The following is a 14,921-nucleotide window of genomic DNA, read 5'->3' as shown; positions in this document are numbered from 1 at the left end:
TTGGGTATTGCAGGCCTGTGCAGGCAGCTTACTTGCGTAGTTCACCCAGCAGGGTTTCCAGCTTGCGCTGATCGGCCATGAACTTGCGGATACCTTCGGCAAGCTTTTCGGTAGCCATGGCATCTTCATTCATGGACCAGCGAAACTCGGGCTCGTCCTGGGGTTCCGGAGCCCGTGTCTCGGCATCGCAGGAGCGTAAGCGGCGTTCGAGCGAGCCTGTTTCCTGTGCCAGCTCTTCGAGCAGAGATGGGGAGATGGTCAGGCGGTCACAGCCGGCCAATGCCTTGATCTCCCCGGTATTACGGAAACTGGCTCCCATGACGATAGTGGAGTAGCCATGGCCTTTGTAATGGTCATAGATGCGTTTGACGGATTGCACGCCAGGGTCATTGTCGCCGGAGAAGTCCGCGCTGGGATCCTGTGCCTTGTGCCAGTCAAGAATACGGCCAACAAAGGGTGAAATCAGTGTTACGCCGGAGTCTGCACAGGCCTGGGCCTGGGCAAAATTGAACAGAAGCGTCAGGTTGGTACGAATACCTTCACGCTCCAGCACCTTGGCGGCACGGATACCTTCCCAGGTGGAAGCAATCTTGATCAGGATGCGGTCGGCACTGACACCATGCTGCGCATAGCGCTCGATGAGCGAGTGAGCGCGAGCCAAGGTCGCCTCGCTATTGAAAGAAAGGCGCGCGCTGACTTCGGTGGATACATAGCCTGGCACCAGTGAACTGATTTCACTGCCGATCTCTACGGCCACGGCATCCAGGGCATCGTCGATGTCATTGGCACTCTTGGCGATGGCGGCCAGACGGGCACGCCTCTCGTCCTGTTGAGCGGCCTGCAGGATCAGCGACGGATTGGTCGTCGCATCAGTGGGGGAGAAGCGGCGAATGGCATCCAGGTCGCCAGTATCTGCGACAACGGTGGTCATCGCTTTCAATTGTGTCAGCAGGTCTTCTGCCATGGTGACTTTTCCTCCTTGGGTAGCCGGCTTGATACTCTAGCAAGGTCGCGCTACCGGTGACAGTTGGTTGAGATAGATAAGTCAATGCTGTGTGAACGTTTGTCCGGGGCTTTCTGCATGTTATCGGGGAGCTGTTGCATTTGTGCGAGCAGCTGAAATGGTACATGGATGAAAACGGTGGGTAGATGACGCTGCGGCGGAGGTTGTATCCAGGTGAAGGCAGAGAATGATGTTGGTCGGTGATATGGATAAGAAGGTGATTGCGCTATTATTTAGCTCTCTACTCATTCCTGCGGAGAACCAGTGACGATCAATGCTCGGCGAGTCGCCCTTCTTGTGGCGGCCAATACTGCCTTGGCTCCTTTTGCCATCGATGCCTATCTTCCCGCCATGTCTGCACTGGCAGAAACGGTTGGCGCCAGTGTCCACCATACAGAACTATCGATCAGCATTTTCCTGTTTGGTTTCGCTATTGGCCAATTGGTATGTGGTCCGCTGTCGGACCGGATTGGACGCAAGCCAGTTCTACTCAGTGGATTGGTGGTGTTCGGGCTGGCGAGCTTGGCGATCATCAGCGTGAATTCGCTGACAGAGTTGCTTGCCTTGCGTTTTGTACAGGCATTGGGTGGTGGTGCCTGTGTGGTCAACTCTGCTGCCATCGTGCGCGATTGCTTCAGTGGAAGGGAGGCGGCCAAGGTCATGTCGACCATGGCCATGATTCTGATGCTGGCACCGCTGGCGGCCCCTGCAGTCGGCAGCGGCCTGCTGTATCTTGCTGACTGGTGGCTGATCTTTGTGTTTCTGGCCGCCTATGCTGCCTTTCTGCTATGGCTGCTGGGCACCAACCTTCCCGAGACCCGTGCTCCAGATCTGCCCGTGGCCTCGCTTAGGCAAGTACTGAGGAATTATGCCAGTGTGCTCAGTAGCCGAAGCGCCATGGGATACATCATGGCGGCAGCAATGTCCTTTGCCGGCATGTTTGCTTTCGTTACCTCATCTCCTTTCCTGTACATGGAATACTATGGACTGACACCGGCCATCTATCCGGTGGTATTCGGGGCCAATGTCGTATTGATGGCATCCTCGAATCGCTTGAACATACACCTGCTGCATAGATACTCGCCTCATCAGATTCTTCATCTTGGGCTTGGCATTCAGCTGTTTGCCGCCACGGCTCTGGTACTGCTGGTCGCTTTGGGGCTGGACAGCATTTATACCGTGGTCCCTCTGGTGATGATGTTCCTTGGCGTGATAGGGCTGATTTCTCCCAATGCCATTTCACTGCTGCTTGAGCGCTTCCGCCACATGAGTGCTACGGTGGCGGCAACACAGGGCTGCATTCAGTTTAGTTGTGGAGCGTTGACGGGAGTGCTTGTCACTATATTCGAGGTCGATTCGGCCTGGCCCATGGTCATTGCGATGTTGAGCGCGGCCCTGATGGGAAATCTGGCGCTGCGTGTCCTGGCGAATCGTGGCAATGGGGAGCATGATCAGAGCGAGGAATACCGTCAGGTGAAGAGCGTTGATGGCTGAAGGGTTACGTATTATCTGGCATGACTGGTGGCAGTGGACAGGTCTGTCACCTGCTAGCTGGCTGTGCGTCGGGCTTGTGCTGGCACTGGGGGCTTGTGTGCAGCGCATTACCGGGTTTGGATCGGCGGTCGTTGGTGCTCCTCTTATCCTGATGCTGGCACCGTCTCTGGTGCCGGTGGTGCTGGTCATCTATGGCTTTCTGCAATCCTGCATCGTGATACGGCGCTACTACCGAGAGGTGGCCGTGGCAGATATCAGCGTCGCCCTGATCGGCAAGGTGCCTGGCACGCTGGTTGGAGTGTGGTTGCTGCTGCTGGTGCCCATGGCGACGCTTGAAGTGCTGATCGCGAGCATCGTGCTGTTTGCTGTACTCGTGACACTGTTTCAGCTCAGGTTGCCAGTCAATCGTGGCTCGATGTTTGCTGGTGGTTTTCTCTCCGGGGTTTTCGGCGCGGTTGCTGCCATTGGTGGGCCGCCCATCGTACTGCTGATGCATGGCATGCCCATGGAGCGCCTGCGTGGCAACCTTGCCGCTTTCTTTCTGATCTCGTCGTTGATGACGTTGAGCGCGCTGGCCTTCGCGGGGAAGGTCAATCTATGGCTGGTGCTGATGAGCCTGAGCTTTTTCGCTTTCGTGGTGATGGGAAATGCGCTGGGAGCACTATTGGCACCTCGCTTGCCGAGGCGGCTGTTGCAGGGAGTGTCCCTGGGGCTTTGTACCGCTGCGGCTATCGGGTTGCTGCTCAAGTGACGCGAATGTCGGCTCCTATCACATTCATAACATTGCTCACATCACGTTAACAGTGCCGTCACAGAAACCGGGAGGACGAAACAGGAACGGGGTTTGTCATGAAGTTGTCATCTTTGTGGGGCAATGTGTCCATCGCGAAGGTTGACCACATCCTGAACGAGGAGCCCCCTCCATGAATCGCATTCTCAAGACCACCGCTGTAGCTGCAGCCGTTATGGGCGTAGTCGGCATTGCTGAAGCTCGTGACCAGCTTCGCATCGTCGGTTCCAGTACCGTCTATCCGTTTGCCAGCTATGTTGCTGAGGAATTTGGTGCCACGACCGATTTCCCGACTCCTGTCATTGAGTCTACCGGTTCCGGTGGCGGTCTGAAGCTGTTCTGTTCCGGTGTCGGTGATGATACTCCCGATATCACCAACGCTTCCCGCCGCATGAAGCCTTCTGAGTTCGAGACCTGCGAGGCTAACGGGGTCACCGAGATTACCGAAGCCTTCGTTGGTTACGACGGCATCTCCTTTGCCCAGTCTGCCGACAATGAACCCATGGACGTGACGCGTGAGCAGCTGTTCCTGGCTCTGGCAGCCAAGGTGCCGGTGGATGGCGAACTGGTCGACAATCCCTACACCATGTGGAGCGACGTAGACGCTTCTCTACCGGATCGCAAGATTGCGGTTTATGGCCCGCCCACGACTTCCGGTACCCGTGATGCATTCGAAGAACTGGTCATGGAGGCCGTTTCCGAAGAAATGCCTGAGTACGGCGGTGAAGGTTACACCGATATCCGTGCCGATGGCGCTTACATCGACGCTGGCGAGAATGACAACCTGATCGTTCAGCGCCTGGCCGAGAACAAGGATGCCTTTGGTATCTTTGGGTACTCTTTCCTGGAAGAGAACAGTGATTCCATCATCGGTTCCAAAGTCGATGGTGTAGAGCCGACCCCAGAGAACATCGGTTCCGGCGACTATCCGGTATCTCGCTCTCTGTACTTCTACATCAAGGACCAGCATGCCGAAGATGTGCCGGCCATGTATGAGTACGCCAACATGTTCATGAGCGAGATGATGATTGGTGCTGAAGGGTATCTGCGGGACATCGGTCTGATTCCGGCTCCGGAAGACGCTCAGGCCGATGCTCGTGCAGCAGTGGAAGGCAAGACGGCTCTGCAGTTGAGCGATCTCAACTAAACACCGAGCCTTTGATGACGCTGGCCGACGTCCTCTGTTGAGGCGTCGGCCGCTCAGGATTCCGGTGAATCTGGCATGCTCCCCGGCACGATTCGCCAGAATGAAGGAACCCATGCATTCATGTGGATGTGTGCAGGGGTTCTTACAAAATCCGAGAGACATCCATGCAGACTAATCAACTCTTGGCAATGTTCAGCGGCTCGCTGCTGCTGCTGGGTCTCATTGCCTATCTGCTGGGGCGCTCCAAGGCCGTACGAGTGCGCGCCAGCGGAGCTTCCATGTATTCCCAGCCCGATCAATATGCCTGGTTCACTGTCCTGTCGACTGCCGGGCCGGCTCTGGCGGTTGGCGCTGTTGCTTCCATTCTCATGCTGTCACTGGGCGCCGAGGTTTCTCCGCTTTATCTGCTGATCGGTTGCCTGCTGGTGGCCTGCATCGGTCTGGTCGTCGGTATCCAGATGGTGCGCCCCAGTTTTCATGCTCGCCAGGCCATCGAAAGTGTCATCCGCTTCATCCTGGCTGGTGCGGCACTGATTTCCATCTTCACGACCCTGGGCATTCTGGTTTCGATCATCTTTGAGGCGATACGCTTCTTCCAGATGCAAAATTTCTGGGACTTCATCACGGGCACTACCTGGAATCCTGGTGCCAGCTTCCTGGAAGCCGCTGGCCGAGGCAAAGAAGGCGCTAGTGCCGCGCAATTCGGATCCGTGCCGCTGTTTGCCGGCACTTTCATGATCACGTTCATCGCCATGCTGGTGGCGATCCCGGTGGGGCTGTTGGCGGCGATCTACATGGCAGAATTCGCTCCGGCCAGGATTCGCACCATTGCCAAGCCTGTGCTCGAGGTGTTGGCGGGTATTCCGACCGTGGTATACGGCTTCTTCGCCGCCATTACGGTGGCCCCTATCATTGTGGGCATTGCGGGTTTCTTCGGTCTTGAAGCCTCGTTCAACAATGCGCTGGCACCTGGCATTGTCATGGGCATCATGATCATTCCGTTCATCTCCTCGCTGTCGGATGACGTCATCAACTCGGTGCCGGACAGCATGCGTCAGGGAGCCTTGGCCCTGGGGCTGACCAAGGGCGAAATGATTCGTGACATCGTGGTACCGGCAGCGCTGCCTGGCATCATATCCGCATCTCTGCTGGCAGTATCTCGGGCCCTGGGAGAAACCATGATTGTGGTGATGGCAGCAGGCATGCGGCCAAACCTCACCGCCAATCCCCTGGAAGACATGACCACGGTCACCGTGCGTATCGTTGCGGCTCTGACGGGGGACCAGGAATTTGCCAGTGCCGAGACCCTGTCGGCATTTGCCCTGGGACTGGTGCTGTTCGTCGTGACGCTGGCGCTCAACCTGGTGTCGGTGATGATGATTCGCCGCTTCCGCGAGAAGTATCGCGTCAACAACCTTTAAGCGTGGAGCATGCCAATGCCTAAATCCTTCGATGACATCAGTGCTCAGCTCCGCGCCCGCCACCGCAAGTCCGCTCGGCTGAAGTGGATCTCCATGGGCGCGCTGGGGCTGGCTGCGTTATTTCTAGTGCTGTTCTTTGCTGACATGCTGGTCAAGGGCCTGCCGGCCTTTCAACAGGCCCAGATCCAGGTCGAGGTCGATTATTCCGAAGAGACCAGCAAGATGCCGCTGAAAGCGGTGGACAGAGACATGAGCCGTCTCGTCAGCCGTGGTTTTCTGCGTCTGATTCCGGGACGTATGGAGGATAACCCTGACCTGCTGGGTACCAAGAAAATGGAGTGGGTGACAGCTACTGCCGAGGTCGATCAGTATCTCAAGGGGCATTACTCCCGACTCAAGGATGATCAGAAGGCGATCGTCGATCAGTTGGTGGATGAAGGGCGGGCGGAGTTGCGCTTCAACTCGACTTTCTTCACCAGCGGTGACTCCAAGATGGCGGAACTTTCCGGTATCGCCTCTGCAGCCATGGGTACTGTGCTGACTCTGCTGGTGACACTGGCTGTGTCATTCCCCATTGGGGTCATGACAGCGGTATATCTGGAAGAGTTTGCACCGGACAACCGTTTCACTCAGCTGATCGAAATCAATATCAATAACCTGGCGGCCATCCCGTCGATCCTGTTTGGTCTACTGGGTCTGGCGGTATTCATCGGCTTCTTTGGCATGCCTCGATCATCCCCATTGGTCGGGGGGATGACGTTGGCGCTGATGACGCTGCCCGTGATCATCATCGCGACACGTACTGCGCTGCGCAGTGTGCCGGACTCTATCCGCCATGCCGCCTTTGGTGTCGGCTGCTCGCGCTGGCAGATGGTGCGTGACCATGTGCTGCCCATTGCGCTGCCGGGGATCATGACCGGTTCCATCATTGGGCTGGCCCAGGCCATGGGGGAAACGGCTCCATTGATCATCGTGGGGATGGTGGCCTTCATTCCTGATGTGTCCGCATCTCTGAGCGATGCAGCGACTGTCCTGCCAGCGCAGATATTCACCTGGGCGGGTGAGCCTGAGAGGGCCTTCATCGAGAAGACCTCCGGCGGCATTCTGGTCCTGCTTGCGGTTCTCATCACGTTGAATGCGACAGCTGTGGTGCTGCGCAAGAAATTCGAGCGTCGTTGGTAACGCTGCCACCAGACAGGATATGTTGTTATGAATATGAAAGTTACTCCGCGTGGAGAGCATGCCATGAAGCAGGATCAACCTGGCCAGCCGGTCACCCGCAACGATGATGCCAACCATGATCTCAGCATTCGCGTGCGTGACCTGGACTTGTGGTATGGAGACTTCCATGCCCTGAAGTCCATCAACATGGATCTCTACTCGAAGAATGTCACTGCCTTGATTGGCCCTTCTGGCTGCGGCAAGTCGACGTTCCTGCGCTGCCTGAACCGCATGAACGATCTGATTCCCAGTGTTCGCATCGATGGCCTGGTAGAGATGGATGGGCGCGATGTCAACGAGCCGAAAATGGATGAAGTGGCGCTGCGTCGCCGGGTTGGCATGGTCTTTCAGAAGCCCAATCCATTCCCCAAGTCGATCTATGAAAACATCATCTATGCTCCCAAGATGCACGATCTGGTCAGCCGCAAGGCCGATCAGGATGAACTGGTGGAGCGAGCATTGCGTGATGCCGGCTTGTGGGAAGAGGTGAAGGACAAGCTGCACCAGCCTGGGACGTCGTTGTCGGGTGGTCAGCAGCAGCGCCTGTGTATTGCACGAGCCATTGCTGTGCAGCCGGATGTGATTCTGATGGATGAGCCGACATCAGCCCTGGACCCGATTTCCACGGCGACCATTGAAGACTTGATGGACAAGCTCAAGAAGCAATACACCATCATCACCGTGACACACAACATGCAGCAGGCAGCCCGTGTCGCTGATTACACGGCGTTTTTCCACCTGGGTGAGGTTGTCGAGTACAACGATACCAAGACCATGTTCTCGACACCTGCGACCAAGAAGGCGGAAGACTATATCACTGGCCGTTATGGCTGAGGCATTGCCTTCTGGCTGACTCTGCTCTCTGGGATAACGCTGATGATGGTGGCATCAGCGTTATCCGGAAGGGACTGAAGAAAGAAGGGGTTAGTCCATCAGCTCGACGGCGACAGCGGTCGCTTCACCGCCTCCGATACACAGACTGGCAATGCCGCGCTTGCCCCCTGTCGTGCGTAGCGCGTGGATCAGGGTGGCGATGATGCGAGAGCCGGTGGAGCCGATCGGGTGGCCTTGAGCACAGGCACCACCAAAGATATTGACCTTTGCGTGGGGGATGGACAGGTCATCCATGGCCATCAGGGTGACCACGGCGAAGGCTTCGTTGATCTCGAACAGGTCCACATCGTCCACTGTCCAGCCCAGTTTTTTCATCAATCCATCAATGGCCCCGACCGGGGCGATGGTGAATTCACTGGGGTGGCGTGAGTGAGTGCTGTGGCCAAGCATGCGCGCCAGAGGCTTGGCGCCCAGACGATCTGCCGCCGCTGCCGAGGCCAGGATCAGTGCCGAGGCGCCATCGGAAATGGAACTGGCATTGGCAGCCGTGATGGTACCTTCCTTGGCAAAGGCTGGGCGCAGAGAACGGATCTTGTCGAGCTTGGCCTGGAAGGGTTGCTCGTCGTGTTCGACCAGAGTCTCTCCCGCACGACCGGTAACGGTCACAGGCGCCATCTCGGCCTTGAGCTGACCGGATTCTGTGGCGGCCATGGCACGTTCCAAAGAGGCAATCGCGAAATCGTCCATGCGCTCCCGGGTGTAGCGACGATCATCGGCGATGCCTTGAGCGAAGCTTCCCATCAGCTTGCCGGTTTCAGCATCTTCCAGGCCATCCAGAAACATGTGATCCTTGAGTTCACCATGTCCCAGGCGATAGCCGCTGCGAGCACGGGTCAATACATGCGGGGCATTGGACATGGATTCCATGCCACCGGCCAGCATGACGTCACCACTGCCGGCCTTGATAAGATCGTGGGCCAGCATGGTGGCCTTCATACCGGAACCACATAACTTGTTGATGGTGGTGGCGCCGACGCTATCGGGAATGCCGGCCTGGCGCATGGCCTGCCGCGCGGGCCCCTGCTTGACCCCAGCGGGCAGAACGCAGCCCATGAAACCTTCATTGATGGCTTCTGCAGGAATGCCGGCCCGTTCGATGGCTGCACGAATGGCCACGGCAGCGAGCTCCGGGGCTGGCATGCTGGATAGTGAACCCAGCATGCCACCCATGGGGGTACGGGCAGCAGAAAGGAAGACGATATCGGATTGAGTCATGGCGTGTTCTCCTGGCATCGGTGAGGTTACCTTGCATAGGTCTGCAGCAGCGCGCTCCCGGATGCCTGTTGTACTTGGGTGTTGTACTTATGTGTCTTGGGTAGTGATGTGACTTTCAGTCTGGCTCAGCTTTCTGGGATATGCTGCCTGTGAGTTGCGGTTAGCGTTGACCCCAGAGCGTGGTTGTGCTTTTCTCGGTTCAACCAAGCAAGCGCTAGTGTGACTGCAGATGACTGTAATGAATGACTCGCCCCGCCGCAAGGAACTGACTCGGCTTGCCGGCCAGCTTTTTGTCCAGGAAGGATTTGATCGCACTACGGTGCGTATGTTGGCCCAGGAGATGGGCATCAAGTCAGGCAGCCTGTTCCATCATTTTCGAGACAAGCAGGAGATTCTTGCTGCCGTCATCGAGGAGGGGACCCAAAATGCGCTGACCCAGGCACGACAGGCACTGGCCAGCTGTTCACCAGAGCCGCAGGCGCGCCTGCATGCGTTGGCCAAGGCGCATCTGGATACTCTGCTCACTGATCGCAACTCCCATGTGGTGGCACTCTATGAGTGGCGACGCCTGGATGACGAAGCCCGGGACCACCTGATCCATCTGCGCGATGCCTACGAAACGCTATGGAATGAAGTGATTGAGGATGCCATTGACGCGGGCCTGGTCAAGGGAGAACTGGCCTTGGTGTCTCGTTTTGTTCTTGGCGCATTGAACTGGACCGTACGCTGGTATGACCCGGATGGTCCACGCGATTCAGATGAACTGGCCAAGGAGCTGGTGGCCATGATTACTCAGGAAAATCCGGCCTGACGCCATTTCTACGACTTTCTCCTTTCTCTTGTGATACGCGCCTAGACCATGGTCTAGGCGTTTGTGTCTTGTACCTGTGCTGTTCTGACTCTAGTTTGTACCGAGCGCTTGGTAGGTTTTTTTATGAGCGTGTTTGCCTCAAGCATTGTGTGCCCAATAACTTCATACAAGAGTCAGACAGAGGACCGATCATGAGTACATCAGTAAAGCCTATCGACTATGCCGACTATCTTGCTGACTTTCGCATAGAGGACGTTTTCCGGCGTCTTGATGATCATGACGATGGCCTGTTCAATGCTTATGAATCCTGCTGTGGTCGACATCTCCGGGCTGGGTGTGGGAATGTCGAGGCTCTGGTGCATGAGGCGGTAGATGGCAGCATCACCCGCCTGACGTTTGCTGATCTGGATGCACGCAGTGCTCGGCTGGCCGGCTGGATGGCTGCGCAAGGGCTGGGCACGGGCGACCGTATTGCCTGCATGCTGCCGCGCTCACCAGATCTGCTGGTGGCTGTGCTGGCAACCTGGCGCCTGGGGGCGGTATATCAACCACTATTCACGGCTTTTGGTCCTGATGCAGTGGCGTATCGCCTGGAGCGGGCGAATACTCGCCTGGTCATCACCGATACGAACCATCGTCACAAGTTTGCTGATCTCGATAATCTGCCAGCGGTACTCTGTGTGCGAAGTGTGGATGCTGAAGACGATTATCCTGAGGACCTGGACTGGCAGAGTGCCCTGCAGTCTGCCGCCATGGATACTCCGCCGCCACGTTTGCCAGCCGATGCCCCTTTTCTGCAGATGTTTACCTCTGGCACGGTAGGCAAGCCAAAGGGAGTGGCGGTGCCCTTGTCCGCCATGGCGGCATTTGCGCTGTACATGGCTCTGGCTGTTGATCTGCGCGAGGATGACCGTTTCTGGAACATGGCGGACCCGGGGTGGGCATACGGGCTTTACTACGCTATTACCGGGCCCTTGCTGCTGGGACGAACGACGCACTTTTGTGAAGCGGGCTTCAGCGCCGAGGGTGCCAAGGCCTTCATGCAGCGCCATGGTATCACCAATTTTGCTGCGGCCCCCACCGCCTATCGACTGATGAAGGCCTCAGGCTTGTTCGAGGATGCCCACCGTGTTCTGTCGCTACGTGCGGCGAGTTCTGCTGGAGAACCCCTGAATACGGAAGTGGTGGGCTGGGTCGAGTCATCACTGGGCTGCCCGGTGATGGATCATTATGGCCAGACGGAAACCGGCATGACGTGTAACAATCATCATTCACTTGAGCACCCCAAGCATGTCGGCGGGATGGGAGTGCCCATGCCGGGTTACCGGCTGGCGATCCTGGATGCGGAATATAACGAGCTACCGGTGGGGGAACCTGGGGTGCTGGCAGTGGATATGGCCCGTTCTCCTGCCTTCTTCTTCCCGGGCTATACCTGGCAGGAAAAGCATCCTTTTGCCGAAGGCTATTACCTGACTGGCGATGTGGTGGTACGCCTGGAAGATGGCACCTTCCAGTTTGCCGGGCGTGATGACGACATCATTACCACGGCGGGGTATCGAGTCGGGCCCACGGATGTGGAGAACTCGGTGCTCACGCATCCTGCCGTGGCAGAGTCTGCGGCTGTCGGTCTGCCTGATGATATCCGTGGGGAAATCATCAAGTCCTATGTCGTGCTGCGTGAAGGCTTCGAGCCCAGCGATGAATTGGCCGAGGAAATCCAGCAACGTGTTCGTCAGCGGCTTTCAGCGCATGCCTTCCCTCGGGTCGTTGAATTCGTCGATGCATTGCCGAAGACACCAAGCGGCAAGATCCAGCGTTTCAAGTTACGTGCTGATGCGGCCACTAAATCTCGAGGCAGTGCTACATAGAGATAGTGCTGCATAGAGATAGTGCCGCATAGATATCTATCGACAGGAATATGGAGAAGCAACAATGCAAATTCAGGGCACGACTTTCCTGATCACCGGGGCGGCTTCTGGGCTTGGGGCTGCTACGGCGGAACGTTTGGCCCAGGGTGGGGGCCGAGTGGTGTTGTGTGACCTTAGTGACAAGGTCGAGCAGCAGGTGGCAGGCTTGAATGAGAAATACGGTGAGGTAGCCATCGCCGTACACGCAGATGTGACTTCTGCAGAGCAGATGCAGCAGGCCTTCGATAGCGCTGTGGCTCACGGTGGTGAGCAGGGGCTGGGCGGAGTAATTCATTGCGCTGGTGTGGTCAGCGTCGCCAAGCTGCTGGATCGTCAGGGCAATCCGGCGGACCTGGACGCGTATGCCCGTACTGTACAGATCAACCTGGTGGGAACCTTCAATGTCATGCGTCTTGCGGCAGCCGCCATGGCAGGTAACGCTCCAGGGAAGGATAGTGAGCGTGGAGTGATCATCAATACCGCCTCGATTGCGGCCTTCGATGGCCAGGTTGGACAGTGTGCCTATAGTGCTTCCAAGGCAGGGGTGGTGGGGATGAGCCTGCCAGCGGCTCGGGAACTGTCGCGCCATGGGATTCGGGTCATGGCGATTGCGCCCGGGGTATTCGAGACCCCGATGATGAGTGATATTCCCGATGATGCGGTGGCCGCTCTGTCCCAGGCCGTGCCATTTCCCAAACGTCTGGGCAAGGCTGAGGAGTTTGCCAGCCTGGCGGAACAGATCATCACGAATACCATGCTCAATGGTGAAGTGATTCGCCTGGATGGCAGCATTCGCATGCAGTGATCGCCTGCGCGGTCGATAGTCAGCCAGGGGCAGAGCGGCACCTGGCTGACGCCTTTCGGATAAGGCACTCAAGTGGCCTTTTCTTTACACCTTGGTCGAATTCAGTGGTTAAATTTAAAACGAACGCTTGACCTTGGTCATGCTTGGGAGCTACTTTCAAACAATCGTTTGAAAGCGCTTCGTCCCAGTCACTGACTCTGGCGAACCCCGTTATCCAGGAGTATCCCATGCCCGACTATCAGGCTCCGCTGCGTGATCTTCGTTTCGTGATGGACGAGATGTTCGACTACCCGGCCCACTATGCGCGTCTGCCGAGTGGAGAAGATGCCGATCCTGATACGGTAGCGGCCATCCTCGAAGAGGGCGCTCGTTTTGCCCGGGAAATCCTCCTGCCACTGAACCAGAGTGGCGACCAGGAAGGCTGTACCTGGGAAGGTGGTGAAGTGAAGGCCCCCAAGGGCTTTCGTGAAGCCTACCAGCAGTACGTCGAAGGTGGCTGGCCCGGGCTGTCTGCAGATGCTGAATATGGCGGACAGGGGTTGCCGCCCTCCTTGGCGATGATACTGTCCGAGATGATCTGTGCTTCCAACCTGGCCTGGGGAATGTATCCGGGGCTTTCCCATGGTGCTGCGGATGCTCTGCGGCACCATGGCACCGAGGAGCAGAAGCGCACCTACCTGACCAAGCTGATCGAGGGTACCTGGACCGGCACTATGTGCTTGACCGAGCCCCATTGCGGGACGGATCTTGGCCTGATCAAGACGCGTGCCGTGCCGCAGGACGATGGCAGCTTTGCGATCAGTGGCACCAAGATCTTCATTTCCGCGGGTGAGCATGACCTGGCGGAAAATATCGTGCATCTGGTACTGGCCAAGCTGCCCGATGCGCCACAGGGATCAAAGGGCATTTCCTTGTTTGTGGTACCCAAGTTCTTGCCGGGCACCGATGGTGAGGTTGGTGAACGCAATGGCGTGGTATGCGGTTCCCTGGAACACAAGATGGGCATACATGGTAATGCGACATGTGTGATGAACTTTGATGCAGCCAAGGGGTTCCTGGTCGGTGCTCCGAACAAAGGGTTGGCATGCATGTTCACCATGATGAACGATGCCCGCATCGGGGTCGGTATCCAGGGACTTGGCCTGATGGAGGCCAGCTTCCAGAACTCCCTGGCTTATGCCCGTGATCGCCTGCAGATGCGTGCACTTTCTGGCCCCAAGGCTGCCGACAAACCGGCTGACCCCATCATCGTGCATCCTGATGTGCGCCGCATGCTACTGACGCAGAAGGCTTTCGCTGAAGGTGGGCGCATGCTGGTGCTGTATGCGGCACAACTGGTTGATGTCGTTGCCAGTGGGGAGGAAGGGCATGAGCGTGCTGATGAACTGCTTGGTTTCCTGACTCCCATCGTCAAGGCTTTCCTGACAGAGGTCGGCTTTGAGTCCACCAATGAAGGTGTACAGGTATTTGGTGGGCATGGCTTCATCCAGGAATGGGGAATGGAGCAGCGGGTAAGGGACTCCCGTATCACTCGCCTGTACGAGGGTACAACGGGTATTCAGGCCCTGGATCTATTGGGGCGTAAGGTGCTGATGAGCCAGGGGGAAAGCCTCAAGCTGTTTACCAAGGAAGTTCATAAGTTCTGTCAGGCCGAGGCTGACAACGAAGCGCTCAAGGGCTTCATCGAACCACTGGTCAAGCTCAATGCCGAGTGGGGCGAACTGACCATGAGCATTGGCATGAAGGCCATGGAGGACCGCGAAGAGGTCGGTGCAGCGAGTGTCGATTACCTGATGTATTCCGGGTATGTCACCTTGGCTTACCTGTTTGCCCGGGCTGTGAAGTGCGCTCGACATGCATTATCGGGATCCCCCAGTGACGCCGCTTTCTATCAGGCCAAGATCCAGACGGCACAGTTCTATTTCGCGCGTATACTGCCGCGCACTCGGGCTCACGCCATGATGATCCAGGCAGGGGCTGAATCACTGATGGCAGTAAGTGAAGGAGATTTCGGCCTTGGTTTTGAGATCTAGGCTTTGAAATCTAGGTTTTGAGATCTAAACCAACCTCTCTCGATCCCCGGAAGCTTTTCTCTCAATGCTGGGCTTCCATTTCGCCGACCGTCATGGTCGGCTTTTTTGTGCCGTGGAGGTTGGGGCAGCAGGAATGTGCATGGAGGAGGCTTGCACGGATGGGGCTTGCATGAGATAGAA

General features: G+C 57.1%; 12 protein-coding genes. 10 read left to right on the top strand and 2 right to left on the bottom strand.

Translation table 11 applies throughout. The annotated features are described in order from the left end of the window. Positions 1 to 28: 28 nt before the first annotated feature. The gene (gene tal / locus Q1K07_RS05360) at positions 29 to 964 is read right to left on the bottom strand and encodes a transaldolase (RefSeq protein WP_300309019.1); all 936 of its coding nucleotides are present in this window, start codon (positions 962 to 964) and stop codon (positions 29 to 31) included. 303 nt (positions 965 to 1,267) lie between these two features. Between tal and Q1K07_RS05355 the strand changes: the two genes are divergently transcribed. The 6 genes from Q1K07_RS05355 to pstB all read left to right on the top strand — a co-directional run bounded on the left by Q1K07_RS05355 (position 1,268) and on the right by pstB (position 7,910). After that, positions 1,268 to 2,497 (top strand): multidrug effflux MFS transporter, encoded by a 1,230-nt coding sequence (locus Q1K07_RS05355; protein ID WP_300309017.1) that lies wholly within the window; start codon positions 1,268 to 1,270, stop codon positions 2,495 to 2,497. Then, entirely contained in the window at positions 2,490 to 3,248 is a 759-nt protein-coding gene (locus tag Q1K07_RS05350) for a sulfite exporter TauE/SafE family protein (protein ID WP_300309015.1), read from the top strand. The genes Q1K07_RS05355 and Q1K07_RS05350 overlap by 8 nt, the downstream gene beginning before the upstream one ends. Before the next feature lie 172 nt (positions 3,249 to 3,420). Further along, positions 3,421 to 4,434 carry a PstS family phosphate ABC transporter substrate-binding protein gene (locus Q1K07_RS05345; RefSeq protein WP_300309013.1) on the top strand — a complete coding sequence of 338 codons (1,014 nt, stop codon included), beginning with the start codon at positions 3,421 to 3,423 and terminating at the stop codon, positions 4,432 to 4,434. 164 nt (positions 4,435 to 4,598) lie between these two features. Next, on the top strand, positions 4,599 to 5,855 hold the full coding sequence (pstC, locus tag Q1K07_RS05340) for a phosphate ABC transporter permease subunit PstC (RefSeq protein WP_300309011.1): 1,257 nt from the start codon (positions 4,599 to 4,601) through the stop codon (positions 5,853 to 5,855). Between the two features lie 15 nt (positions 5,856 to 5,870). After that, a complete protein-coding gene (gene pstA, locus Q1K07_RS05335; RefSeq protein WP_300308975.1) occupies positions 5,871 to 7,037 on the top strand; it encodes a phosphate ABC transporter permease PstA in 1,167 nt (388 codons plus the stop codon). Between the two features lie 63 nt (positions 7,038 to 7,100). Beyond that, positions 7,101 to 7,910: a phosphate ABC transporter ATP-binding protein PstB gene (pstB, locus tag Q1K07_RS05330; protein ID WP_300309261.1), complete on the top strand. Its 810-nt coding sequence runs from the start codon at positions 7,101 to 7,103 to the stop codon at positions 7,908 to 7,910. A 90-nt stretch (positions 7,911 to 8,000) separates the two neighbouring features. On the opposite strand, the gene Q1K07_RS05325 is transcribed toward pstB, so the two are convergent. Next, the gene (locus Q1K07_RS05325; protein ID WP_300308972.1) at positions 8,001 to 9,185 is read right to left on the bottom strand and encodes an acetyl-CoA C-acyltransferase; all 1,185 of its coding nucleotides are present in this window, start codon (positions 9,183 to 9,185) and stop codon (positions 8,001 to 8,003) included. Between the two features lie 238 nt (positions 9,186 to 9,423). Here Q1K07_RS05325 and Q1K07_RS05320 point away from each other — a divergent pair, with 238 nt between their 5' ends. The 4 genes from Q1K07_RS05320 (at position 9,424) to Q1K07_RS05305 (ending at position 14,741) form a co-directional block, all read left to right on the top strand. Continuing rightward, a complete protein-coding gene (locus Q1K07_RS05320) occupies positions 9,424 to 9,996 on the top strand; it encodes a TetR/AcrR family transcriptional regulator (RefSeq protein WP_300308969.1) in 573 nt (190 codons plus the stop codon). Positions 9,997 to 10,187: 191 nt separating this feature from the next. Next, the gene (locus Q1K07_RS05315) at positions 10,188 to 11,864 is read left to right on the top strand and encodes an AMP-binding protein (RefSeq protein ID WP_300308966.1); all 1,677 of its coding nucleotides are present in this window, start codon (positions 10,188 to 10,190) and stop codon (positions 11,862 to 11,864) included. 64 nt (positions 11,865 to 11,928) lie between these two features. Then, positions 11,929 to 12,708 (top strand): SDR family NAD(P)-dependent oxidoreductase, encoded by a 780-nt coding sequence (locus tag Q1K07_RS05310; RefSeq protein ID WP_300308963.1) that lies wholly within the window; start codon positions 11,929 to 11,931, stop codon positions 12,706 to 12,708. 227 nt (positions 12,709 to 12,935) lie between these two features. After that, entirely contained in the window at positions 12,936 to 14,741 is a 1,806-nt protein-coding gene (locus Q1K07_RS05305; protein ID WP_300308960.1) for an acyl-CoA dehydrogenase C-terminal domain-containing protein, read from the top strand. The last annotated feature ends 180 nt before the right edge of the window (positions 14,742 to 14,921 follow it).

It is taken from the genome of Halomonas sp., assembly GCF_029263665.1.
Classification (GTDB): Bacteria; Pseudomonadota; Gammaproteobacteria; order Pseudomonadales; family Halomonadaceae; genus Halomonas.
This window is presented reverse-complemented; position numbering and strand designations above follow the sequence as displayed.

Coding starts and splice junctions, on each gene's coding strand:
- Q1K07_RS05310 (WP_300308963.1), top strand. CDS start 11,929: ATGCAAATTCAGGGCACGACTTTCCTGATCACCGGGGCGGCTTCTGGG.
- Q1K07_RS05320 (WP_300308969.1), top strand. CDS start 9,424: ATGAATGACTCGCCCCGCCGCAAGGAACTGACTCGGCTTGCCGGCCAG.
- pstB (WP_300309261.1), top strand. CDS start 7,101: ATGAAGCAGGATCAACCTGGCCAGCCGGTCACCCGCAACGATGATGCC.
- pstA (WP_300308975.1), top strand. CDS start 5,871: ATGCCTAAATCCTTCGATGACATCAGTGCTCAGCTCCGCGCCCGCCAC.
- Q1K07_RS05315 (WP_300308966.1), top strand. CDS start 10,188: ATGAGTACATCAGTAAAGCCTATCGACTATGCCGACTATCTTGCTGAC.
- Q1K07_RS05345 (WP_300309013.1), top strand. CDS start 3,421: ATGAATCGCATTCTCAAGACCACCGCTGTAGCTGCAGCCGTTATGGGC.
- pstC (WP_300309011.1), top strand. CDS start 4,599: ATGCAGACTAATCAACTCTTGGCAATGTTCAGCGGCTCGCTGCTGCTG.
- Q1K07_RS05325 (WP_300308972.1), bottom strand. CDS start 9,185: ATGACTCAATCCGATATCGTCTTCCTTTCTGCTGCCCGTACCCCCATG.
- Q1K07_RS05305 (WP_300308960.1), top strand. CDS start 12,936: ATGCCCGACTATCAGGCTCCGCTGCGTGATCTTCGTTTCGTGATGGAC.
- Q1K07_RS05350 (WP_300309015.1), top strand. CDS start 2,490: ATGGCTGAAGGGTTACGTATTATCTGGCATGACTGGTGGCAGTGGACA.
- tal (WP_300309019.1), bottom strand. CDS start 964: ATGGCAGAAGACCTGCTGACACAATTGAAAGCGATGACCACCGTTGTC.